This window comes from Idiomarina aquatica, assembly GCF_003987185.1.
GTDB lineage: Bacteria > Pseudomonadota > Gammaproteobacteria > Enterobacterales > Alteromonadaceae > Idiomarina > Idiomarina aquatica.
In genome coordinates this window covers 643,555-665,010 of the sequence record NZ_PIPS01000001.1, presented here as the reverse complement: position 1 = coordinate 665,010, position 21,456 = coordinate 643,555, and the positions used below count along the sequence as shown (strand labels likewise).

Genomic DNA, 21,456 nt, shown 5'->3' with positions numbered 1-21,456 from the left:
GTGCTATGGCACTTTATGTTAATACAAATGTTTCGTCGTTGAATGCTCAACGTCAATTAATGCAGTCAGGTAATGGCTTGGACCAAGCTTTTCAGCGCTTGTCGTCTGGCTTTCGTATCAATAGTGCTGCAGATGATGCTGCTGGCCTGCAGATTTCAAGCCGCATGACGTCTCAAATTCAGGGGCTTGACCAAGCCGTTCGAAATGCTAACGATGGAATTTCTGTTGCACAGACTGCTGAAGGTGCATTGCAGGAAGTTACCGATTCATTACAGCGAATTCGTCAGTTAGCAGTTCAATCGCAAAATGGTGTAAATAGTCAGGAAGATCGTGATGCACTTCAAAAAGAAGTCGCCGCGTTGACTGCCGAGATTACTCGTGTTGCAGAAAATACACAGTTTGCTGGTAAGAACCTACTGACGGGCTCTTATAATGAAAACTTTCTTGTAGGCGCTGAAGCAGGTCAAAACATTAATCTTGCGATTAGTGGTGTATCAGGCGGTGGTTTCACTGCATCGGCTCTAGGTATAAATGCTTTATCTATATCAAGTGTTGGGGGCGCTTCTACAGCGATCCAAACGCTCGATACAGCATTAGCGAATGTTAATGATACCCGTGCCGATTTGGGTGCATTACAAAATCGGTTCCAGTCAACGATTCGTAATTTAAGCAATATTTCAGAAAATGTGACTGGCGCTCGTTCTCGAATTCAGGACACGGACTTTGCTGCGGAAACGGCAAACCTAACTAAATTCCAGATTCGTCAACAAGCAAGCACGACCATTCTTGCGCAGGCAAATCAACGTCCACAAGCTGCATTATCGCTGCTTGGATAGAAATACTAGTGTTGTTTGGCTATAATTTAGCCAAACAACACTTTTTCGAGGCAAAATACCATGGGTATTGAATTAAATGCTTTTAGCAACTCGTTTTCCAGCAGTGGTGTTGAGTCGGGCGACCGCAACTTGGTTCAGCAATCGAAGAACACTAAAGAGTTTAGACAAGAGCCTGAAACTTTGGATAAGTTAAACGAGCGAAACCAAGCTGACAATGATAAAGCTAAGGTCAAGTCAGTTGAAGAATTACGAGAGTTGGTAGATGAAGTAAACCAAAATCAAAGCATCCGCCAACGTAATTTGGAATTTAGTGTTAATGATGAGATTGGCACCACAATAGTTAAGGTTATAGACTCTGAAAGTGGGGAATTGATACGTCAGATACCATCTGAAGAGTTGGTTCGTTTAGCCGAAAAGTTGAGTGACCAACGTCAAGAAGCTGGAAGTGAAAGCAAAAGCTCAGTGGGTTATTTATTTAATAGTACAATTTAGGCAGCGGATTTAAGCTTGCTGTGGATTTAGGGGGTCGATATGGCTATTTCGTCATTAGGTGTTGGTTCAGGACTTGCGTTAGAGGATTTAGTGACTCAGCTGGTTCAGGCAGAACGACGTCCTAAATTAGAGGCATTACAAAAGCGCGAAAATGACGTCAGTGTTTCGCTATCAGGCTACAGCAAACTTAAATCTGGGTTGTCGAAAGTACTTGAAAGTTTAGAAAAGCTCTCAGATCCGGACAAGATGAACAGTAAGGCTGCCATTATCAACGGCCAGTCTTCTAGCTCCGTCTCGTCCAGTGATGATGAGGAAGCTGAAACCTCGGAAGTGAATCCCTATTTGTCAGCAACGGTGAGCCGCAGTGCAGCAGAGGCGAGTTATCAAATTTCTGTAGAATCTCTAGCTCAAGGAACTAAAGCCAAATCTGCCGCCTTTTCATCGGCGGATGAGGTGATTACAACTACAGCGGGCACTCTCACGTTAGCTACTGCTAGCGGGGACAACACCTTTTCGGTTGATGTAGGAGCAGGTGCCACGCTGCAGGACATTGCAAATTCAATTAATTCCTCAGAAGAAAACTATGGTGTCAGTGCTTCTATTATCAATACGGGCGGGAGTAATCCAGAGACACGACTCGTATTAAGCTCAAACTTGACAGGTGAAGCGAATGAACTGGTTGTAAGTAACGATAATGCTGAACTGGATTCTGTTTCCACTGTAGCTACTGGCGCTGCTGCCGGCTTATCCATAGCCGCAGAAGACCAAGCTCGTGATGCAAAGATGATTGTAGACGGAATAGAGGTCTTCAGCTCAACAAACACCTTTACAAATGCCATTACAGGCGTTGAGATCGTTGCGAAGCAAGCATCTCCCGGTAACGAGCAATCTCTAGAAGTTACCACTGACAAGCCTGGGGTTAAACAAAATATTGAAGAGTTTGTCGATGCCTATAACAAATTTGTTGAGCAGGCAAATACACTGACTCGAGTGAATGTTGAGGGGAAAAGCGGCGCCTTAGTTGGCGATTCTATGCTAAGAGGGTTAAGAGCGGGTTTAAGTAACATAGTGGGCGGTGCCGTTGGCTCTGCTCCAGCAGGCACGAATACGTTATATGCTATCGGCTTAAGCTTTGATGATGATGGCAAGCTAAGTTTTGGCGCTGACGGAGAAGCAAAGTTAGATAAAGCCCTTGATGAGAATTTTGATGGTGTAAGTGAGTTATTCTCTAACGAAGATGGCATTGGCAGTCGTTTAGACGGTTATATCGAGCAGTACACCCAGCGTGGTGGTTTGTTTGAATCAAAAGAGGATGTTTTTGAATCAAATAAAGAAAATATTACTAAAGAAAGAGAGCGGTTTGAACGATATATGGAGAACTTTGAGAAAAACTTGCGTGAAGAGTATCAAGGGCTCGATGCGATGTTGGCTCAAATGAATCAGACTATGACTGCTCTGCAAGGTCAATTAGCGAGCTTGCCGGGGTTCGGAGGTAAAAGCTAATGAATAAGAAAGGTTTAAACGCATATAAACAGGTTGGTATTCGTGATCAACTGGGAACCGCAGATCCCTATCAGATCATACAAATGTTAATGCAGGGCGCGATTGATAGAATGGTTATGGCCAGAAGTGCAATTGATCGTAAAGATTTAGCCGCTAAATCTGAACATGTAAGTAAAGCAACCGCAATCGTTAAATCGCTTAACGAGTCATTGCGCCCAGTAGACGGCGGAGAGGATGTTATAAATAACCTAGCCAGTCTGTACGATTTTATTGTTGAGCATTTGTTAGAGGCATCTCGGGAGAATTCGAGTCAGAAAATTCATGATTGCCAACAAATCATGACAACGATTAAAGAAGGTTGGGACTCTATCCCTCAGGATGTCAGAATTTCGACATTAAGCCAAAAAGAGTCTCTGCTAGCAGCAGGTGGTTAATTGACTAAAATTTATGAAGCCAAAATTGCAAAGTTTCGTGAGGCTGTTACCTCTGAGTTGACCAGTAAAGAGTTTAACTTGGAAGAGACTGGGAGAGTGATAGCCGCATATTGTGCTAGTTTGCAGTGGTATAGCGACGAACTGAAGTCCTCACAAGCCCCTGAAGTTGCTGGTAACCTGATGAAACAGGAGTTAACTTTTCTAACACACGCTATATCGCGATTAGAAGATCTGAAGTCTGACCGACGCGGCGCACTTTTAGAACTGGCCAAAGGGCGAAAAGCAAAAAGTAAGTATTGAATGGCATAGCATTTGCTAGTAGTTTGGCATTATGTCAAAAATTACTTGGTAGCAGAAGTTATGCAAACAGATATCACTTGGCAGACACTGGATAATAGACGTCAAGCTATAATAGAAAAAGAAGTATTGCCTTACCATCTCTCTTTAAAAGACAAGAATCTAACCTATTTCTCATTAGAATTTCCAAATCTTTATCAGCGAATTAAAAAAGTAAAACCTGAAAAGTACAGTGTTTTTATCAACTGCAATCGAAAAATTAATATTGTTAATGTTACTACAGGTGAGACGCTTTACCCTCTTAATCCGGAAGAATCTCAAATAGATCATGTAAAGCATAGTTCTATATACGATCTAAAAAATACTCGTATAGATTCGGATGATTTGGTCATTAATGATGGAATGTTATTAGGACTTAAAATGCCAAAGCCTGCCTCTGTTAAATCAGGCACTCTCATAGGGCTTGGTTCAGGTTTAGGTCATAGTTACCAATATATAGCTGAAAACTATAGTTATAAAAACTTGATTATAATAGAGCCGGATATTGAAGTTTTTTTGGCAACAATTTATAGCATTGATTGGAAAAGGTTACATGAATTGCTTTCTAGAAACGGCGGTAATTTAGCCTTTTTGATTGAGTCAGAAAACTCGGTTCTAAAAGACATCCATGAAATATTAGATGTATTTGAAACTGAAAATTCACATATATATCAGCATTTGCATTACCCGGAATTTGATGCCTTTATTTCTTTGATTCAAAAGAATGGATTTAGTTATTTAACTGATGAAAGTGTTTATCAGTTAAAAAAAGAATTCATGAATGTTTTGAATGTATCTCCTCTTTTTAGCCATACGTTATCCGAGCAATTAAGTGCATCTAAACCTGTTGCGTCAGTCATAGATATGTACAAGACTAGATTCTATGACAACATAGATTCATTCAAAAATTATTTCCCAGAAATCGCTGAGGCATTTGAAAATTACAAACCGAAACGTTGGCTTTTACTACCATGTAAAGAGAATAAAACAAATATTTACAATGTAGAACGACAAGCTTTTTGGTACGGAATCAATCCTGAAATTGATGCTCTGTCTGGTTATAATAAATTTCTCAAAAGTCCAGTTCAAACCTTACCAAGCAGTGGCATTGATGGTGGTAAACTAGGCCATTATACATTTTATCGTTTTGCGAAATCTATATATGAAAAATTTAATTTTATAAATAAAGGTGAAGTGAATCTTCCTGAGCGTATTCCCTCGTTGTTACTAATTTCAGGCGGGTTAGGTTACTCACAGCAAAAGGTCTTGATACATCACGAAGTTGATTATTTGTTATATTATGAACCAAATCCTGATTTCTTTTATTGGTCTTTGTATACAATTGATTGGTTTAAAATTTTAAAATCATTTGATGATAATGGAAAGCAAGTTAATTTCAGTATTGGAGACGATGGGACTAACCTTTTGTCAGATGTGAAAAAATCGATGTCTAAGATAGATGGCTTTTATCTGCTTAATTCCTTTTTATTTATAGATCGAAAGATCCCTCCTCTAGAAAAGGCTATCTACGAATTTAGAGAAGAAATGGTAACGTCTGTAGCATTATCTGAACATTTTCACTATGCTCGTTATGCACTATCCCACTGTATTAAAAATTTCAGTAAAAATGGCACATTAATTAATATTAGCTCTCTTGAAAATGAAATATCTCTGAATGCAGAGGTTTTAATTGTTGGAAACGGACCATCGATCGACTTGTGCTGGGAATCGTTGAAAAAAAATAAAGATAAATTTTTGATTGTTTCATGTGGTACGGCACTTGCGGCACTTTGGCGAAATGGCATAAAGCCAGACTTTCACGCTGAAGTTGAACAGAACAAATGCACATATTCGATAATTTCCTCTATACCAGATACAGAATATCTGAAGTCAATTAACCTGTTAGCTCCTGTTTGGGTGCATCCGGAAACAGTTGCTTTGTTTAATAAACATTATGGAATGTTCACATCTTTGGGAGGAGGGATGGAGGTTATCAATTATTTCTTGCTAAAAAATAATTTAAAACCTCCAATAACAACTTTAAGCAGTCCAACGGTATCTAACTTAGCATTAAGCGCAATTCTTCACCTGGGGTTCAAAAACATAACCCTAGTTGGTGTTGACATGGGATTTAAGGACATTAGCTCTCATCATTCTAAATACTCTGAGTACTACTCCGATAAGGGTGGAGAAAAATTTTCATATAGTGATAGTGTTGATAGATTAATTCCAGTTAAAGGAAATAAAATTTCTGTTGTTTACACGAAGATGGAGTTTTATCTGGCAATAAAAAATCTGTCTAGAGTCATAAACAAACATCCAGGTGCTAGAGTGTTTAATATTAGCGATGGTGCTTATATTGAAGGCACCAGATGTTTGGGTTTCGATTGGCTGGATGAGCCTTCATACTCTCCTAGAAGAGAGGTGGTTTTAGATTTGGAATCAGTGTGTTTTTCAAAAGATTGTGGCAAAAAATTGGGCGATGAACTTTTGATGCAAGTTAGAAATGAGGATATTACTCCTCTTTCAAATGAGCTTAAGAGTATTATTTCTCTCTTATCATTAGAAGGTAATAATATGAAAGTTTTATCAGAGTTAAAGCAATTTGTCATCGAGTCCTTGCATAAAGGTAACCTTATATTTTATAGCCTCTTTTCACCTGTGATTCCTTTCATAAGCGTCACAGTGATGAAAGCTCTTGAGTTTGAAAAAAGCACTGCAGAAAACTCTGGCTTGTTCGTTGATATCATAGACCACCTTAATAATATGATAGATGAAATGACCAACGAGTACTGTGCTAATCCTCTGGAGCTTGAGTCCACGACTGAAACCCAACTTGTGGGAGTGAGAGAATATGGAAGGCGGTAAAGTTATTCTTGTCACCGGGGGTACAGGCTCATTTGGTCATAAATTCATCCCAATGACACTTGCCAAGTACAACCCTAAAAAGATTATTATTTTCTCTCGTGACGAGATGAAGCAGTGGGAAATGGCGAAGCTGTTTCAGGGCGATCCGCGCGTGCGTTTTTTCATTGGCGATGTGCGTGATAAAGACCGTCTATATCGTGCGCTTGATGGCGTCGATTACGTGGTGCATGCTGCCGCGACTAAAATTGTACCGACAGCTGAATACAACCCTTTTGAGTGCATTAAAACGAATATTAACGGAGCCATGAACCTAGTCGATGCGTGCATTGATAAAGGCGTTAAAAAAGTGGTGGCACTCTCTACCGATAAAGCCAGCAGCCCGGTTAATTTATACGGCGCCACAAAACTAGCGTCGGATAAATTGTTTGTGGCGGGGAATCACTATGCCGGCGCCAATCGAACACGCTTTTCGGTTGTTCGTTACGGCAATGTAATGGGCTCCCGTGGCTCGGTGATCCCATTTTTTATGTCGATTCGCGATAAAGGCGTTTTGCCTATCACGGACGAGCGCATGACACGTTTCATGATTTCGCTTGAACAAGGCGTAGAGCTCGTCTGGCATGCCTTTGAAGATATGGTCGGCGGTGAGATTTATGTGAAAAAAATCCCGTCTATGAAAGTGACGGATGTGGCTCGGGTGGTGGCACCGGAGGCGAAGCAAGAAATCGTAGGCATTCGTCCGGGCGAGAAACTGCATGAGCAAATGATTGGCTTTGAAGATGCGCCTTATACCTACGAATACCCAGAGCATTATAAAATACTGCCGGCAATCAACAATTGGGATAAAGACGCTGACCGCATTAAGGACGGTAAAAAGGTACCTGAAGGTTTCACCTATTCCAGCGATAATAACGTTGAATGGATGTCTGATGCGGCTTTACAGCAATGGTTAGACAGTAATTACGAGCAAATCGGTAAAATCTGATGATACCCTACGGCAAACAAGATATTCAGCAACAGGACATCGATGCGGTTGTCGACGTGCTGCAGTCTGACTTCCTGACGCAGGGGCCTAAAGTGCCGGCTTTCGAGCAGGCGGTGGCGAATCGCGTCGGCGCAGAATACGCGCTCGCGGTCAACAGCGCTACATCAGCACTGCACATTGCCTGTCTTGCTCTGGATTTGGGGTCGGGTGATGTGTTGTGGACCACGCCTGTGACGTTTGTTGCCTCGGCCAATTGCGGTCTTTATTGCGGCGCGGACGTTGACTTTGTCGATATTGACCCAGCCACTTACAATATCAGCGTCGAGGCGCTGAAAACCAAATTGCAGCAAGCGGCTGCCCGCGATTGTCTTCCCAAAGTGCTGGTTGTTGTGCACTTATGTGGACAACCCTGTGAGATGGCGGCAATCAAAGCGCTCGCTGACCAATACGGTGTCAAAGTGATTGAGGATGCGTCTCACGCTATCGGGGGTAAATATCGGGGTGAATACATTGGTAAAGGACAATACAGTGACATTACCGTTTTCAGTTTTCATCCGGTAAAAATCATCACCACCGCGGAAGGCGGAATGGCGTTGACCAACAGCAAAGCGCTTGCGCAAAAAATGGATTTACTGCGCAGTCACGGCATCACCCGGGATACGGAAAAGATGACTCACGCCAGCCATGGCCCCTGGTATTATCAGCAAATCGACCTGGGTTTTAATTACCGGATGACCGAGCTTCAGGCTGCGCTGGGGCTCAGCCAGCTTGAGCGTCTGGATGAGTACGTCGCAAAACGCCATGAGCTGGCAGCAACTTACGATGAGTTGCTAAAGACGTTACCGGTAACGACACCGTTCCAGCACCCGGACAGTTACTCAGGTCTGCATCTTTACGTTATTCGTCTGCAGCGAGACAAGATAGAGCGCTCTCACCGAGAAGTCTTTGAGTCATTGCGCGCGCAGGGTATTGGTGTGAATTTACATTATATTCCGGTGCACACCCAGCCGTATTATCAAAACCTGGGGTTTGTGGCTGAAGACTTCCCCAACGCGATGGCTTATTACCACGAAGCCATCAGCTTGCCGATGCATCCCAACCTGACCGACGACGAGCAGCGTACAGTGGTTTCGGCGCTAAACAAGGCGTTGTCGGTATGACGGTCGCGGTCATCCCGGCCCGGGGCGGCAGTAAACGTATCCCCCGCAAGAACATCAAACCCTTTTGCGGCAAACCGATGATTGCCTGGTCCATTGAGGCCGCGCTGGCCAGTGGGTGTTTTGATAAGGTCATCGTCTCAACGGACGACGATGAAATCGCTGCAGTTGCTCAAGCGTACGGTGCCTGGGTGCCGTTCAAGCGTCCGGCAAACTTGTCCGATGATTACACCGGTACCACTGATGTGATAAAGCATGCGGCACAATGGCTGGCAGCGGCGGGTTATGAGAGCGATTATCTCTGTTGTCTGTACGCAACGGCCCCGTTTATCCGTGCGGAGGATTTGCAACGGGGCAGGGCCGTGATGGATGCTTCAACCCCGGATTACGTTTTCTCGGCGACAACGTACGCGTTCCCAATCCAGCGGGCGTTAAAAGTTGATGAGCAGGGACAGGTCTCAATGTTCCAGCCCGAGCATTTTACCACCCGCTCGCAGGATTTAACGGAAGCCTGGCATGACGCCGGACAGTTTTACTGGGGGACGCGAGCTGCCTGGCTTGAAAAACGTCCGATTTTCTCTTCATCGGCCCGGCTCATCGAGCTGCCGCGACATCGTGTTCAGGACATTGACACGCCGGAAGACTGGGCGCGTGCCGAATGGCTGTTCAAAGCCATGCAGGCGGGACAATGAAGGTTGTTTTTCGGGTTGACGCGTCTTTTGAAATCGGCTCAGGGCATACCATGCGCTGCCTTACCCTCGCCGATGCACTGAAAGACCGCGGACATGACTGCGAATTTATTGTACGTGAACAGCCGGGTCACCTGATAGCCCTGATTGAGGATAAAGGCTATCGCGTCCATGCTTTGCCCTTACCTGAGTCAGTCACCGCCGCGCCGGACGAGTACGTCCACAGCCACTGGCTCCCGGGAGGGCAGCAACAAGACAGTGAGGACACACTGGCGGTATTACAGCCAAATGGGTGTGACTGGCTGGTTGTTGACCATTACGGTGTTGGTGCGCCATGGGAAACCCGGCTTCGAAAATCCTGTCGTCATGTGCTGGTCATCGATGACCTGGCTGACCGGGCGCATCAGTGTGATATCTTGCTCGACCAGAATATGGGGCGTCGTGCCGACGACTACGACAAGCTGGTGCCAAAAGAATGCGTCCGGTTGATTGGGCCGCAGTATGCGCTGCTGCGTCCTGAGTTCGCAAAGTGGCGTGAGGAAAGCCTGAGCCGCCGTCGTCAACGTACGGAGCTTCGCCAATTATTAATCAGTCTGGGCGGGGTTGATAAGGACAACGTTACCGGCGACGTGCTGGATGCACTGGAAGCCAGCTCTCTGTCTGACTCGGTTACGATGACCGTCGTGCTGGGCCAGCAAAACCCCTGGCTTGAGAAGATACAACAGCAAGCTGCATCGTTGCGCTTTAAGGTCACGGTCAAACAAGGGGTGAGTAATATGGCCGAGCTGATGAGCCAGGCCGATGTTGCCATCGGCGCTGCCGGCAGCACCTCCTGGGAGCGTTGTTGTCTGGGATTGCCGACCATTATGCTGGTGTTGGCGGAGAATCAGCGCGGTATTGCCCAGAGTCTTGCTGAAGAAGGTGTCGCGATTCAGACAGAGGTTTCTCAGATACATGAGGCGCTTTCTCAGGTGACCGATGGCGAATTACGGTTTGCAATGAGCGACAAAGCAGCAAAGCTGAGCTCCGGCTCGGGAGTGAGTGAGATTGTCAATAAATTAGAGGGTAAATTGACATGAGTGAGCATATTCGGCCTCTACGGCAATCAGATTTGGAAGCTGTGTTGGAATGGCGAAATCACCCTGATGTCAGACAGTATATGTACACGACCCATGAAATCACCTGGCAGGAGCACCTGAGCTGGTTTATCGCCAATGAACAGTCGGGGCGCCATCACCTGTTAATCTATGAGAAAAACGGGACACCACGAGGGTTTATTAAGTTTACGCCAAAAACGTGTGACAACGTCTGTGACTGGGGGTTTTACCTTTCTCCGGATGCAGAAAGAGGAGCCGGCCAGGCCTTGGGTAGAGCTGCGCTTAATTATGGATTTAATGAATTAGGACTCCATAAAGTCTGTGGTGAGGCGCTGGGCTTTAATGAAAGGTCGCGGCGTTTCCATACAAAGCTGGGTTTTATTGAAGAGGGTTACCACGCCGAGCAGCATTTTGACGGTAAAAAATATCATGATGTTGTCAGCTTTGGTTTATTGCGAAAAAGCTGGCAAATGAGAGAGGTTAACGATGAAACAGGAATTTAATATCAACGGGCGTTTGATATCGGCCGATATGCCGCCTTATATAATTGCAGAGCTATCAGCGAATCATAACGGCAATATCGAGACCGCATTAAAGATTATATCTGAAGCAAAAAGGGCGGGAGCGGATGCGGTTAAGCTGCAAACGTATCGCCCGGACACCATCACTCTGGATTGTGATTCGTCTGACTTTAAGATAGAGGGCGGTCTTTGGGACGGCCGAACGCTGTACGAGCTTTACGAAGAGGCCCATACGCCCTGGGAATGGCATAAGCCACTCTTTGAACATGCCCGTAAAGAGGGTATTACCATCTTCAGTTCACCGTTCGATAACACGGCTGTTGATTTACTGGAAGATTTGAATGCGCCGGCGTACAAAATTGCTTCTTTTGAAGCGGTAGACCTGCCGCTGATTGAGTACGTTGCCCGCACCGGTAAGCCGATGATTATCTCAACCGGTATGGCGAACGATGAAGAAATACAGGAAGCCATAGACGCAGCCCGCGGAGCGGGTTGTAAAGAATTGGCTATCTTACATTGTGTGAGTGGCTATCCGGCTCCGGCAGAAGATTATAATCTCAAAACGCTGGTGGATATGAAAGAGCGGTTCGGCGTGCTGACCGGCCTGTCAGACCACACGCTGGACAACACCACGGCCATCGTCAGTGCTGCGCTCGGCGCAAGCATTATTGAGAAGCACTTTACGCTGGACAGAAACGGCGGCGGCCCGGATGACAGTTTTTCATTAGAGCCGGCGGAGCTGGCGGCGCTGTGTCGAGACACCAAGACCGCAAAAGCCGCGCTTGGAAAGGTAGATTATGGCAGAAAGTCAAGTGAGCAGGGTAATGTCAAATTCAGGCGGTCACTCTATTTTGTGAAAGACATGAAGGCAGGTGAGGTCATCACAGAAGACTGTATTCGGAGCGTCAGACCGGGGTATGGGCTAGCGCCTAAATATATAAAAAACTTGTTAGGGAAAAAAGTAAAAGATAATATAACGAAAAACATGGCTGTAGCATTAAGTAAAGTAAAATTTTGACTTGCTTAAAAACAAGGTGAATATGGAGCGTAAAATTTTAATTAAAATTTTTGATGGTGATGCAAACTTAGTTAGAACGATAGAATTATCTATTGAAAGCTACATGAGAGATTGGAGTTCTTTATTAAGTTTTTGCTGTGAGGGGGAAGTTGATAGCTACTTTATAGAGGCTCATGCATCTAACTTGAGTGACCCATGGCTGATCCGCTCATTTCGGAGAGTTTTAAATGGGAACGAGGGTAGTAAAACTTTTTTTATAAATAATGATAAAACGAACAAAAGTGGTAACATATTACTGAGTTATATAGCTTCATCATTTGACAATGAGGCCGAGCTAACCGAGCTAGAGCAAGAGAAATTAATTAAGAGCATTGCGCAAGTTATGAGTTTGGGGAGTTTTTACTCAAGCATTCTTATTGAATACTTTAAGTGCATTGCTTTGTTTTATGGATTGTACCATAAAACTATGTTGTTCTCTTTGCAGTTGGTTTTTAACTTCACTATTCTAACTCCACTTGATTATTTTAATTATATTAGGAGAGAGAAAAATTCAAAAGATAAATGTTTTCCTTTGATGAAACAAATCCATGCGTTGCTATTCTCCGGTAGGATTAAAGAAGGGATTAAAAACTCTGAATTCATTCACGCGTATAACTCAATAGCAATAGACAGAATAAAAGTTGAATATGATGTAGAGCCGGATGTGGTTTTAATTGTTGTTCCCCAAGTTCTGTCGAGATCTCATGCTCCCACGAGAATGTTAATTTCGTTACTTCAAGCACTTAAAAAAACCAAAAGAACGAGCTATGTCATTAACACAAATGATATCCTCCCAGATACTAAGGCTAGCGGATGGGTGATGCCAATAAGGGGAAATAAATTGGCGCCAAATCTGGCTTCTACTGAAATTGGATTGCCGATAAATAGGTATTTTCAATTCGATAGTTCATCACTTAGTGAAACCATAAAAAAATTATCAGAGTTATTAGTGTCAATTCGACCCGAAAGTGTTTGGACTATAGCTGACAACGTTGCTTTAGAGTCGCTAGAGATACCCTCAAAAAAAATAATGATGCCGACGACAGCGCATGCTCAGTTTTGTAAGCCTGATTACTATCTTATTAGGCAAGGGTCGAATAGTGACAACGTAAAATCAGTAATTAGTAACTTAAAAAAAGATGTTAAATACTTGTCATTAAGGAACTTTCTTGATGTTAATGTATCGCCTAAGCCGACCGAAATGGTAAATATAAAATCTTTAGTTGCTTGTGTGGTTGGGAATAGATTGACTTATGAGCTTAGCGCAGAGTTTCTGTTAATATGCGATAAATGGTGCTCTATGGGTAATAAAATTGAATTTTTCGGTCCAATAGAATCCAAAGATATAGATTTAACTAGTTATACTAATTTGCGGGAAAACAGTACTTTTAATGGTTATGTTGATAATCTGTCCTCAAAACTGTCTCACTGTGACGTCTTTCTTAACCCAGAGCGTCTCGGTGGAGGGTATGGTGCGCGTGCCGCGATCTATAATCATATTCCGGTGGTGACACTGCCCGACAACGACGTAGCGGCAAATGCCGGAAATGCTTTTGTTGTATCAGATTGGAATGAGTATCTGGAAGAGCTGATCAAGTTGACCGATTATAACTACTATAATTCTAAAAGAGAGCGTGCAAAGGAACGAGTCGAAATCATAGAAGGGTCAGGTACGTCTCTAGAGGATATTATTAATATAATCTAAATGTCAAATAGCATGTCAATAATCTCCTTCTAACGGCCGGTTTTTTCGAATGAGGTGTTGCTGAAGAGAAATAAAACGGTTTTTTATTTTTTCTTATAACCCCACTGTATGAGCATTTTATTTGCGATTTTTTCGAATTCCGAGACTTGGGCTGCGTTTAAATTATCTTTATATTTTCCTGTGTTTTTAACTTGTATTTCTAATGTTGTTTTCTGCTTCCACTGCAAAAAGCTCTTGGGCTCGTCGTTAAAATTTGCAAAATGAAGCATTTTTTTCGAATAATCGACACCAAGATAATGGCAGACTCTTGTCAAAGTAGACTCGGGGTGTATTAATAATTTCTCATAGGAAATTACTAGTGCGCCTTTTTCCTGATAATCAAAAGCAATAGCCGCATTTTCTGACCACTCTTTCGCTATATCGGAAAGATTATCTGTTAAGTTTGGAAAATATTTTGAGCTTCTTTTATACTTTTTCAGTTCTAAATATGAACAAGCTACATCTCGTCCATCCCTTATGAGAAATATTTTTTTTGAAGTAGGGAAGTTATCATCAAGAAATTCAACCTTTTTAAGGTAATAGTTATTTTTATCGCCAATTAATGAAATTTTTTTTTCTGATTTTTTTGCATATGCTAAATAAACACATAAGCATAGTTCTCGATAGTCTCTTGGTCGGTTTTCCTCAATCGTGCCCAATAGAAAATCATAGTCTATATCCCAAGTTTCAAATTTTCGAGTGTTATAAACAGATTTTGCAAACTTTTTATATATATCTGGCTTAACGACTGCGTGATTATACTCATATGCTAACCATTCTAGAAACCCACATTCTGGAGGCACAGCTACTTTAGGATGAGAATTTAACATCATACGAAACATAGAAGTTCCAGAACGAGGGTTTCCTAACACAAAAAACGGTGAGACCTTGTTTATATTATTTAAATTAATAGACATTTTACCTCTTAATTAATTTATTGTTAGGCAAGCTTAAATAAATTGCTTTCTCATCCAAGACTATTTTTACGAAAAATCATTTATTATTTTAATAATTTCGAGTGCTTTGTTTTTTGTTAAGTCGTGATATATTGGCAAACACAAAATTCTTCTTGATATTGACTTTGAAATAGGTTGTGGCTTACCTTCATTTGTGAGAGAACTTATTGTGTCGAGCGAGGGGAAGAAATACCGCCTGCTGCATATTCCCATATCATCTAGTTTTTTCTGAGTAAGTAGTACTTTTTCCTCGGAATTAAATAATATAGGGAAATAGCCCCCGTTTTTGGTTGCTGACTCATTCCAGACTGGTTGTGTTACTTTATCGTTTAAACTATTTATGTATTGTTTATATATATCCAGTCTTTTTTCTATAATTCTTTCTATATCATCTAAAACACTCAAACCTATGGCAGCTTGAAATTCGTTCATTTTTGCATTAATACCCAAGCTTTCAATACTTGTTGGACCTGTGATGCCAAAATTAATAAGCTTTTTCGCCTTTTCAAATGTTGACTTTTCTTTAAAAATAATAGCACCTCCCTCCGCCGTATGAAAAATTTTAGTTGCATGAAAGCTTAATGTTGCAGCGTCTCCGTGCTTTAATATACTTGTATTTTTATATTTAATACCAAAAGCATGGGCGGCGTCATATATTATTTTTAAATTGTGCTTTTTAGCTACTTGCCCGAGCATTTCAACGTCACATGCGTTGCCAAAAACATGTACCGGTACGATCGCTTTAGTGTTAGGTGTTATAGCTTGTTCTGCCTTTTTGGGGTCTAGGCACCAGGTATCTGGATCGATATCAGCAAATACAGGCTTAATACCTTCCCATTTTAATGAACTAGCTGTTGCAATAAAGCTAAACGGGCTAGTTATTGCTTCAGATGTTTCGTAGTCTTCTGTTGTACTTATATCGAGAGCCCTGTATGCAATTTGTAGCGCTAATGTTCCGTTTGAAACTAACAGTAAATTTTCAACTCCAAGGTAGTCTTCTAACCTTCTAGTAAGTTCTTGAACCAAGGTACCATTGTTTGTTAACCATTCTCGTTCATAAATTCCATCAATATAACGTTCAAGTCTCTCACGGCTCGGTAGATAGGGTTTGGTTACAGGTATATTCTTCATTTTTATAGTAGCTTCAGCCAACCTATGTATTTTTTATGACATTTCATAATATTTTTACTTCCTTAACTCATATAAAATGTTAAAACAATCTGGCGATTCTTTCTACAATAACCGAGCTATTTCAGGTTAAGTAAACTATCATGGTAGTTGAAAATTACGAATTAATGGTTTTCAGTGGTTCTGATTCTAGACTTTATCAGACTATACCTAGCGTCCGAAATAAAAACTACTAATTTATAATGGGGTATGTGGCAGGGCGAAATCGTGAACACTTTTTAACCAGTTAAACAGCTAAATAATCGTTCGATTTGACGATCTGCTCTAGTCGTGATCATATTCTCTCTTTTACGGAGAGCCCCACTGAGCCTAACTTTACTGACTGACCACTTTGCCGACATAGAAGGCCCAAGGCAAGCATCAAAAGTAACCTATGGACTGTTTGATGTCCTTTTTTTGACGCTGACTGCGCTTATTTCCGGCGCAGAAGGCTGGGAAGAAATCGAAGATTTTGGCCACTTGCGAATGGAGTGGTTGAAAGACTACGGTTATTTTAGTCATGGCATACCGGTCCATGCCACCATTGGCAGGTTTGTTTATCGTATCGACCCGCAATCACTCCATCAGCGTTTTATTCGGTGGATGCAGGCGACCGAAAAACTTACTGATAAAGAAATGGTTGCCGCTGATGGTAAGACGCTACGTCGCTCATACAAGCGCAACGACAGGCAATCCACAATGCACATGATAAGTGCGTTTGCTACTAAAAACGGTGTGGTCTTAGGGCAGCGACGAACCCATGAAAAGTCGAATGAGATTACCGCTGTATCTGAATTAGTGGAGCTATTAGAATTAGAAGGCGCGATGTTGACGCTTGACGCCATGAGTTGCTAAAAGTAAATCGTAAAGATCATAGTCAAGAAGAAAGCCCACTACAGCATAGCAGTGAAAAAGAACCAAAAATCGCTATATCAGGCACTTCAGGATGCATTCGAACTCAGTGACAGCAACGAACCTGGGCACCTTGAGCAAGAGCATGGCCATATTGAATATCCCGCCTACGATGTCTTATCGGCTGAGCAATTTTACAGTACAGTGCGCGCCCATTGGGGCGTTGAAAAGCGACTGCATTGGGTTCTCGATGTGACAATGCGAGAAGATGATAAAAGCGAGCGTTAATCGCAAACAGAAGCTGGCTACTATGAGCGAGGAGGTGCTGGACTTAATCGTGAATGCTTAAAAAACGTTCACGCTCTCGCCCCGTTCTAGCATCTTTGCTCACTACTACATTGTTACCCAGTGACTTAAAGCTCTTCTGTATTAACTCTTGGTGTGCAAACTAAGGGATAAGCTGAAATAGGCTCTCGTATTAAAGTTTGACTCATTTTACACCAAAGTTAGACAAATTAGGGCTTATCAATATTATCCCGCACAAACATCGCAGTACGTTCAAACGCCTGTTTACGATTCGTGTTACTGAATAATGAGAGTGTACCATCTTCTAACAATAACAATTCAACCGGCAAATTGTACTGCGCCGCAGCGTCATAAAACGCTTCGGACTGGTCGTCAGGAACTACCACATTGACGGTTCCATGCACCAGTAATGTCGACCATTTCAGCTGTCTCGTTAGCGCCGGCGTCATTTAAAATTGTGTTGATATCGCTGACGCCGGCAACGGAAACGTAGCAGTTAAAATTATTAGGTGTTTTAGTTCCTGCGTATAACGAGACATAACCACCATAGAGCAACCCTCCATCCAACTATCATCGGTGCTTGCCTGCCCTTGCTCTTGCACCCAGTTTACACCGTCTAAGATATCGCTGCATCAACTGATCCCATTTGGCCATAGCCTTATGCTTCGTAATTAGCGCCAAAGCCCGATGAATCGCGGAAGTTTACCCGCTATACCGCGTAACCGGCGTTAAAGAACATATATTCAAGTGTTGAAAACACTTGCGAGTCGTGAGACGCTGGTTCATCGTGCGGCATGACCATCAACGGACGTTCGGCATTTCCGCCGTTTATCAGGTAATCGCTAACTTTAAAACCGTCTTGAGTCTCAAACTCAATCGACTCTTTTGCAGGGAAGGATTGGTTTTCTAATACTGGCTGTAACGCTATCCACAAACCACCGGATTTGTTTGTTAGGTCAGCAAAATAAAGATGCGATGGTGCCGGGGCGGAAAAGCCCTTAGTTAACATGCGATTCATAACAGCAGGAGGTTAAGTCCCTTAAAGGTTTGTTCAACCAACTGTTGGCGCTGCTGGTAGGCTGGGGCAATTTATTTAACATCCGGCAAGTCAGCAATAAAGCTGAAACCAGTTACTTCACCCTTATTTTCGAGCACGCGGATGACATCGTATTCATCGTTAACAAATAGCGGCTCAACCCATTCATGGATATTTAACGATAAGCGCCATACTTGCTCGGTATCGCATTGTTCATAGGTTTTCACTATAAGAGCATTTTTCTTCGGCTCGTACAGCACGAGCGTAAAGCTGTCTTCGTTCAGCATTTTATAAGAGCCGATTGGCCTCTAGCTTTTTAGTGCGACAAAAAGAATGAACGCGTTATGTCTTCAACGGTTACCCCAACAAGTGACAGACCGGTAGAGTCTCCAGTAAAGTAACTGGTTTTTTTAAGGCTGGGGGCATATTACTCTGACTGCCCGCTATAGACATTAATTTTGTAGGCAGACAGAAAATAATTATCACGCTCACTAAACTGCCGCCTAAATGCTCGAGATAATCGGCACTAACAAGAATTCTGTCGGGATTAAGCCAGTGCAACTTCGCGATGCGTTCGGCGGTATTTTTCAGCTTAAGAATAGTGGTCAACTCGACTTTACCAAACGGCGATACAACGGTCTGTTGTGAGTCGCCAGAAATGTTGTAAACATTAGCGATAGTTTTACCGTCCGGAGAAACAACCTGTATTTCTACGATAGCAGGCTGGCTGACGGCTTGAGTTTCTAAAGCTTTGTCCTGAGATTGAGCAACGGGAGTCACGAATATTGTCGCTATGAAGCAGTGAAAGAAAAAACAGTTAGTATCCTTTTATGGTTATAGTTTTTGTTCAGAAATAGCGTCTAACTGTTTTTCATCCATAAAAAAACCGGCTTATCGCCGGTTTTTTTGACTCATGCAATAAATGCATGAGTTATCAATCTTGATTAAAGCGTTTGGATCTTAGCGTTCAAACGGCTCTTATGACGTGCCGCTTTGTTTTTGCTGATCAAGCCTTTAGTTGCGTAACGGTCCAACAAAGGGGTTACGTTTTTCAGTGCTGCAGTTGCAGCTTCTTTGTCTTTGCTCTCAATCGCAGCGTTTACGCGCTTGAGGTAGGTACGCATCATTGAGCGACGGCTTGCATTGTGGCGGCGATTTTTCTCGGCTTGGATCGCACGCTTTTTAGCAGACTTAATGTTAGCCAAGGTGAACTCCTAAAATTCGTTAACTTACGCTTGTCTTGTAAAGGCCGCAGATTATGCCTTTTCTGTCGGAAAAGTCAACAGCCTTGGGATAAAAAAGATGGTTTTTTGCGGACTGTCTCCGCGGGTGTTTGCACCTTCGGTGCGGCTGTTTGGGCCTGCGGCCCTGCTGTTTGTTGCTGCGCAACGGCTGTTGTCCGCTTCGCCGAGGCTGTTTGCTGCGAGCCTTCGGCTGCTTCGCTTGCCGGGGGCGAAATACGATTTGCGTCACCCAAACAGCAAAAGGCTAAGCATCTAATTGTAAAAGCAAAGCAAATTTGCGATATTTCCCACACAACAAATGCCATAATTTTCCCGGCGAGCGAAGCGAGCCGAAAACAGCCGCAACCGCCGAAGGCAGGTTGCCAACAGCCGCGCCGCAGGTGCTAACAGCCGCTGCGCGCGTAGCAAGCAGCAAACAGCCGTTGGCGAAGCCAACAAAAAGCCGCGGACAACGTCCGCAAACAGCCGCGCCGAAGGCGCAAATAGCCGTCGCAAAGCGACAAAGGATTGTAGTGTCAAACTCGTTGCTCAAATCCGGATTCATCGTCAGCTTTATGACCCTCATCTCGCGGGTTCTCGGGCTGGTGCGCGACGTGGTGATCGCGAACCTGATGGGTGCCGGTGCGGCGGCGGATGTCTTCTTCTTTGCCAACAAAATCCCCAACTTCCTAAGACGGCTGTTTGCCGAGGGCGCGTTTGCGCAGGCTTTTGTGCCGGTACTGACCGAATACAAACAGGGGAGGGAGCTTCCTGAGCAGCAACTGCTGATCGCGCGGGTGTCCGGCACCCTGGGTACCATCATCACCGTCGTGACGTTGTTTGGGGTGATCGCGTCGCCGCTGGTGACCGCGCTGTTCGGTATGGGCTGGTTCCTGGACTGGTGGCACGATGGCCCGCAAGGGCATAAATTCGAGCTCGCCAGCGACTTGTTGCGCATCACCTTTCCTTATTTATGGTTTATTACTTTTACCGCGATGGCTGGGGCGATCCTCAATACGCTGGGTAAATTCGCGGTGGCGGCGTTTACGCCGGTGTTTCTTAACATCGCCATCATAGCGGCGGCGATTTGGCTCGCACCCAACCTCGAGCAGCCGGAATACGGGCTGGCGTGGGGTGTGTTTTTCGGCGGTCTGATCCAGTTACTGTTCCAAATCCCGTTTTTGAAAAAAGCCGGTTTGTTGGTTAAGCCGCAATGGGGTTGGAAAGATCCCGGCGTGACCAAAATCCGCAAGTTGATGCTACCGGCTATCTTCGGCGTGTCGGTCAGTCAAATCAACTTACTGTTAGACACCTTGATTGCCAGCTTCCTGATGACCGGCTCCATCAGTTGGCTGTATTACTCCGACCGGCTCTTAGAGTTCCCGCTCGGGTTGTTCGGCATTGCGATTGCGACGGTGATTCTGCCGGCGCTGTCCTCACGGCATGTGGATAAATCGCCGCAGGAGTTCACCAAAACCCTCGACTGGGGTATCCGCATGGTGCTGATCCTCGGGGTGCCGGCGATGGCGGGCCTGTTTTTCCTGGCCGAACCGATGTTAATGGTGTTGTTTATGCACGGCGCGTTCTCACCGGACGATGCGCGCATGGCGTCTTACAGTCTGATGGCATACTCCGCCGGTCTGCTGAGTTTTATGCTGGTTAAGGTGCTAGCCACCGGATTTTATTCGCGTCAGGATACCAAACGCCCGGTAAAATTCGGCATCATCGCCATGGTTGCTAATATGGTGTTCAATATCGCGCTGGCGATCCCGTTCAGTTACGTCGGGCTGGCCATGGCGACCGCCGCTTCCGCCGCCATCAATGCCGGTTTACTCGGTTTTACGTTACATAAAGAAGGGGTGCTCAAAGCCCAACCCGGCACCTGGCGTTTTATCATCCAGGTTATCCTCGCCACCGCGGCGATGGTCGCCGTCATTTTGTGGTTCAGCCCCGCCACCGAAGCCTGGCGCACCACCTCCGTCATCGAACGCCCCTGGCTACTGGCCCAGGTCATCGGCCTAGGCGCCGCTACCTACCTCGCCACCTTGATCATCATCGGCCTACGCCCACGACACATCGCCGGCCACCGGTAATTGCGCCTGCGGCGCGGTTGTTTGTTGCTGCGCAACGGTTATTTGCGCCTTCGGCGCGGCTGTTGTCGGCTTCGCCGAGGCTGTTTGCTGCTTGCTTCGCTCGC

General features: G+C 44.2%; 21 protein-coding genes and 1 pseudogene. 15 read left to right on the top strand and 7 right to left on the bottom strand.

All coding sequences use genetic code 11. From position 1 onward, the window contains the following. The first annotated feature begins 5 nt into the window (after positions 1 to 5). From CWE23_RS03305 to CWE23_RS03245, 13 genes are read left to right on the top strand one after another with little or no spacing between them, the layout of a single operon-like run. Positions 6 to 836 carry a flagellin domain-containing protein gene (locus CWE23_RS03305; RefSeq protein WP_126819459.1) on the top strand — a complete coding sequence of 277 codons (831 nt, stop codon included), beginning with the start codon at positions 6 to 8 and terminating at the stop codon, positions 834 to 836. A 60-nt stretch (positions 837 to 896) separates the two neighbouring features. Then, positions 897 to 1,328 (top strand): flagellar protein FlaG, encoded by a 432-nt coding sequence (locus CWE23_RS03300; RefSeq protein WP_126819457.1) that lies wholly within the window; start codon positions 897 to 899, stop codon positions 1,326 to 1,328. Between the two features lie 39 nt (positions 1,329 to 1,367). Continuing rightward, a complete protein-coding gene (fliD, locus tag CWE23_RS03295; protein ID WP_126819456.1) occupies positions 1,368 to 2,831 on the top strand; it encodes a flagellar filament capping protein FliD in 1,464 nt (487 codons plus the stop codon). Beyond that, entirely contained in the window at positions 2,831 to 3,265 is a 435-nt protein-coding gene (fliS, locus tag CWE23_RS03290) for a flagellar export chaperone FliS (protein WP_126819454.1), read from the top strand. Before fliD ends, fliS begins: the two co-directional genes overlap by 1 nt. Beyond that, a complete protein-coding gene (locus CWE23_RS03285) occupies positions 3,266 to 3,565 on the top strand; it encodes a hypothetical protein (RefSeq protein WP_126819452.1) in 300 nt (99 codons plus the stop codon). A gap of 60 nt (positions 3,566 to 3,625) precedes the next feature. Further along, a complete protein-coding gene (locus tag CWE23_RS03280; RefSeq protein ID WP_126819450.1) occupies positions 3,626 to 6,469 on the top strand; it encodes a motility associated factor glycosyltransferase family protein in 2,844 nt (947 codons plus the stop codon). After that, positions 6,456 to 7,454 carry a UDP-N-acetylglucosamine 4,6-dehydratase (inverting) gene (gene pseB, locus CWE23_RS03275; protein WP_126819448.1) on the top strand — a complete coding sequence of 333 codons (999 nt, stop codon included), beginning with the start codon at positions 6,456 to 6,458 and terminating at the stop codon, positions 7,452 to 7,454. Before CWE23_RS03280 ends, pseB begins: the two co-directional genes overlap by 14 nt. After that, positions 7,454 to 8,614 (top strand): UDP-4-amino-4,6-dideoxy-N-acetyl-beta-L-altrosamine transaminase, encoded by a 1,161-nt coding sequence (pseC, locus tag CWE23_RS03270; protein ID WP_126819446.1) that lies wholly within the window; start codon positions 7,454 to 7,456, stop codon positions 8,612 to 8,614. The genes pseB and pseC overlap by 1 nt, the downstream gene beginning before the upstream one ends. Continuing rightward, positions 8,611 to 9,303, top strand: coding sequence for a pseudaminic acid cytidylyltransferase (pseF, locus tag CWE23_RS03265; protein WP_126819444.1), 693 nt, complete (start codon positions 8,611 to 8,613; stop codon positions 9,301 to 9,303). Before pseC ends, pseF begins: the two co-directional genes overlap by 4 nt. Continuing rightward, positions 9,300 to 10,379, top strand: a complete 1,080-nt coding sequence (pseG, locus tag CWE23_RS03260; protein WP_126819442.1) for a UDP-2,4-diacetamido-2,4,6-trideoxy-beta-L-altropyranose hydrolase — start codon at positions 9,300 to 9,302, stop codon at positions 10,377 to 10,379. The genes pseF and pseG overlap by 4 nt, the downstream gene beginning before the upstream one ends. Further along, complete coding sequence (gene pseH, locus CWE23_RS03255) at positions 10,376 to 10,900, top strand: UDP-4-amino-4,6-dideoxy-N-acetyl-beta-L-altrosamine N-acetyltransferase (protein WP_126819441.1); 525 nt, start codon at positions 10,376 to 10,378, stop codon at positions 10,898 to 10,900. Before pseG ends, pseH begins: the two co-directional genes overlap by 4 nt. Beyond that, a complete protein-coding gene (gene pseI, locus CWE23_RS03250; RefSeq protein ID WP_126819439.1) occupies positions 10,884 to 11,936 on the top strand; it encodes a pseudaminic acid synthase in 1,053 nt (350 codons plus the stop codon). The genes pseH and pseI overlap by 17 nt, the downstream gene beginning before the upstream one ends. Positions 11,937 to 11,958: 22 nt before the next feature. Beyond that, positions 11,959 to 13,680: a hypothetical protein gene (locus CWE23_RS03245; RefSeq protein WP_126819438.1), complete on the top strand. Its 1,722-nt coding sequence runs from the start codon at positions 11,959 to 11,961 to the stop codon at positions 13,678 to 13,680. Between the two features lie 83 nt (positions 13,681 to 13,763). Here the strand turns inward: CWE23_RS03245 and CWE23_RS03240 are convergent, their stop codons facing one another. Further along, entirely contained in the window at positions 13,764 to 14,636 is an 873-nt protein-coding gene (locus CWE23_RS03240; RefSeq protein ID WP_126819436.1) for a sulfotransferase family protein, read from the bottom strand. A 66-nt stretch (positions 14,637 to 14,702) separates the two neighbouring features. Further along, positions 14,703 to 15,806: a DegT/DnrJ/EryC1/StrS family aminotransferase gene (locus tag CWE23_RS03235; protein WP_126819434.1), complete on the bottom strand. Its 1,104-nt coding sequence runs from the start codon at positions 15,804 to 15,806 to the stop codon at positions 14,703 to 14,705. Between the two features lie 327 nt (positions 15,807 to 16,133). Here CWE23_RS03235 and CWE23_RS03230 point away from each other — a divergent pair. Then, positions 16,134 to 16,982, top strand: a pseudogene (locus CWE23_RS03230) (ISAs1 family transposase). Between the two features lie 227 nt (positions 16,983 to 17,209). Here CWE23_RS03230 and CWE23_RS03225 read toward each other — a convergent pair. The 5 genes from CWE23_RS03225 to rpsT all read right to left on the bottom strand — a co-directional run bounded on the left by CWE23_RS03225 (position 17,210) and on the right by rpsT (position 19,241). Then, a complete protein-coding gene (locus tag CWE23_RS03225) occupies positions 17,210 to 17,449 on the bottom strand; it encodes an alpha/beta hydrolase family protein (RefSeq protein WP_126819433.1) in 240 nt (79 codons plus the stop codon). Positions 17,450 to 17,709: 260 nt separating this feature from the next. Then, positions 17,710 to 18,009, bottom strand: a complete 300-nt coding sequence (locus CWE23_RS03220; RefSeq protein ID WP_126819431.1) for a hypothetical protein — start codon at positions 18,007 to 18,009, stop codon at positions 17,710 to 17,712. Between the two features lie 80 nt (positions 18,010 to 18,089). Further along, positions 18,090 to 18,323 (bottom strand): hypothetical protein, encoded by a 234-nt coding sequence (locus tag CWE23_RS03215; RefSeq protein WP_126819430.1) that lies wholly within the window; start codon positions 18,321 to 18,323, stop codon positions 18,090 to 18,092. 70 nt (positions 18,324 to 18,393) lie between these two features. Beyond that, positions 18,394 to 18,816: a hypothetical protein gene (locus CWE23_RS03210; RefSeq protein WP_126819428.1), complete on the bottom strand. Its 423-nt coding sequence runs from the start codon at positions 18,814 to 18,816 to the stop codon at positions 18,394 to 18,396. A gap of 164 nt (positions 18,817 to 18,980) precedes the next feature. Next, positions 18,981 to 19,241 carry a 30S ribosomal protein S20 gene (gene rpsT, locus CWE23_RS03205; protein ID WP_126819427.1) on the bottom strand — a complete coding sequence of 87 codons (261 nt, stop codon included), beginning with the start codon at positions 19,239 to 19,241 and terminating at the stop codon, positions 18,981 to 18,983. Between the two features lie 551 nt (positions 19,242 to 19,792). Between rpsT and murJ the strand changes: the two genes are divergently transcribed. Then, positions 19,793 to 21,352, top strand: coding sequence for a murein biosynthesis integral membrane protein MurJ (gene murJ / locus CWE23_RS03200; RefSeq protein WP_126819425.1), 1,560 nt, complete (start codon positions 19,793 to 19,795; stop codon positions 21,350 to 21,352). Positions 21,353 to 21,456: the final 104 nt, after the last annotated feature.

Excerpts from the sequence above, each read along its gene's own strand:
- fliD (WP_126819456.1), top strand. The coding sequence starts at position 1,368 with ATGGCTATTTCGTCATTAGGTGTTGGTTCAGGACTTGCGTTAGAGGAT.
- pseI (WP_126819439.1), top strand. The coding sequence starts at position 10,884 with ATGAAACAGGAATTTAATATCAACGGGCGTTTGATATCGGCCGATATG.
- CWE23_RS03300 (WP_126819457.1), top strand. The coding sequence starts at position 897 with ATGGGTATTGAATTAAATGCTTTTAGCAACTCGTTTTCCAGCAGTGGT.
- CWE23_RS03225 (WP_126819433.1), bottom strand. The coding sequence starts at position 17,449 with ATGACGCCGGCGCTAACGAGACAGCTGAAATGGTCGACATTACTGGTG.
- CWE23_RS03305 (WP_126819459.1), top strand. The coding sequence starts at position 6 with ATGGCACTTTATGTTAATACAAATGTTTCGTCGTTGAATGCTCAACGT.
- pseC (WP_126819446.1), top strand. The coding sequence starts at position 7,454 with ATGATACCCTACGGCAAACAAGATATTCAGCAACAGGACATCGATGCG.
- pseF (WP_126819444.1), top strand. The coding sequence starts at position 8,611 with ATGACGGTCGCGGTCATCCCGGCCCGGGGCGGCAGTAAACGTATCCCC.
- CWE23_RS03215 (WP_126819430.1), bottom strand. The coding sequence starts at position 18,323 with ATGCTGAACGAAGACAGCTTTACGCTCGTGCTGTACGAGCCGAAGAAA.
- fliS (WP_126819454.1), top strand. The coding sequence starts at position 2,831 with ATGAATAAGAAAGGTTTAAACGCATATAAACAGGTTGGTATTCGTGAT.
- CWE23_RS03280 (WP_126819450.1), top strand. The coding sequence starts at position 3,626 with ATGCAAACAGATATCACTTGGCAGACACTGGATAATAGACGTCAAGCT.
- pseH (WP_126819441.1), top strand. The coding sequence starts at position 10,376 with ATGAGTGAGCATATTCGGCCTCTACGGCAATCAGATTTGGAAGCTGTG.
- CWE23_RS03235 (WP_126819434.1), bottom strand. The coding sequence starts at position 15,806 with ATGAAGAATATACCTGTAACCAAACCCTATCTACCGAGCCGTGAGAGA.
- CWE23_RS03245 (WP_126819438.1), top strand. The coding sequence starts at position 11,959 with ATGGAGCGTAAAATTTTAATTAAAATTTTTGATGGTGATGCAAACTTA.
- CWE23_RS03240 (WP_126819436.1), bottom strand. The coding sequence starts at position 14,636 with ATGTCTATTAATTTAAATAATATAAACAAGGTCTCACCGTTTTTTGTG.
- CWE23_RS03220 (WP_126819431.1), bottom strand. The coding sequence starts at position 18,009 with ATGTTAACTAAGGGCTTTTCCGCCCCGGCACCATCGCATCTTTATTTT.
- pseB (WP_126819448.1), top strand. The coding sequence starts at position 6,456 with ATGGAAGGCGGTAAAGTTATTCTTGTCACCGGGGGTACAGGCTCATTT.
- pseG (WP_126819442.1), top strand. The coding sequence starts at position 9,300 with ATGAAGGTTGTTTTTCGGGTTGACGCGTCTTTTGAAATCGGCTCAGGG.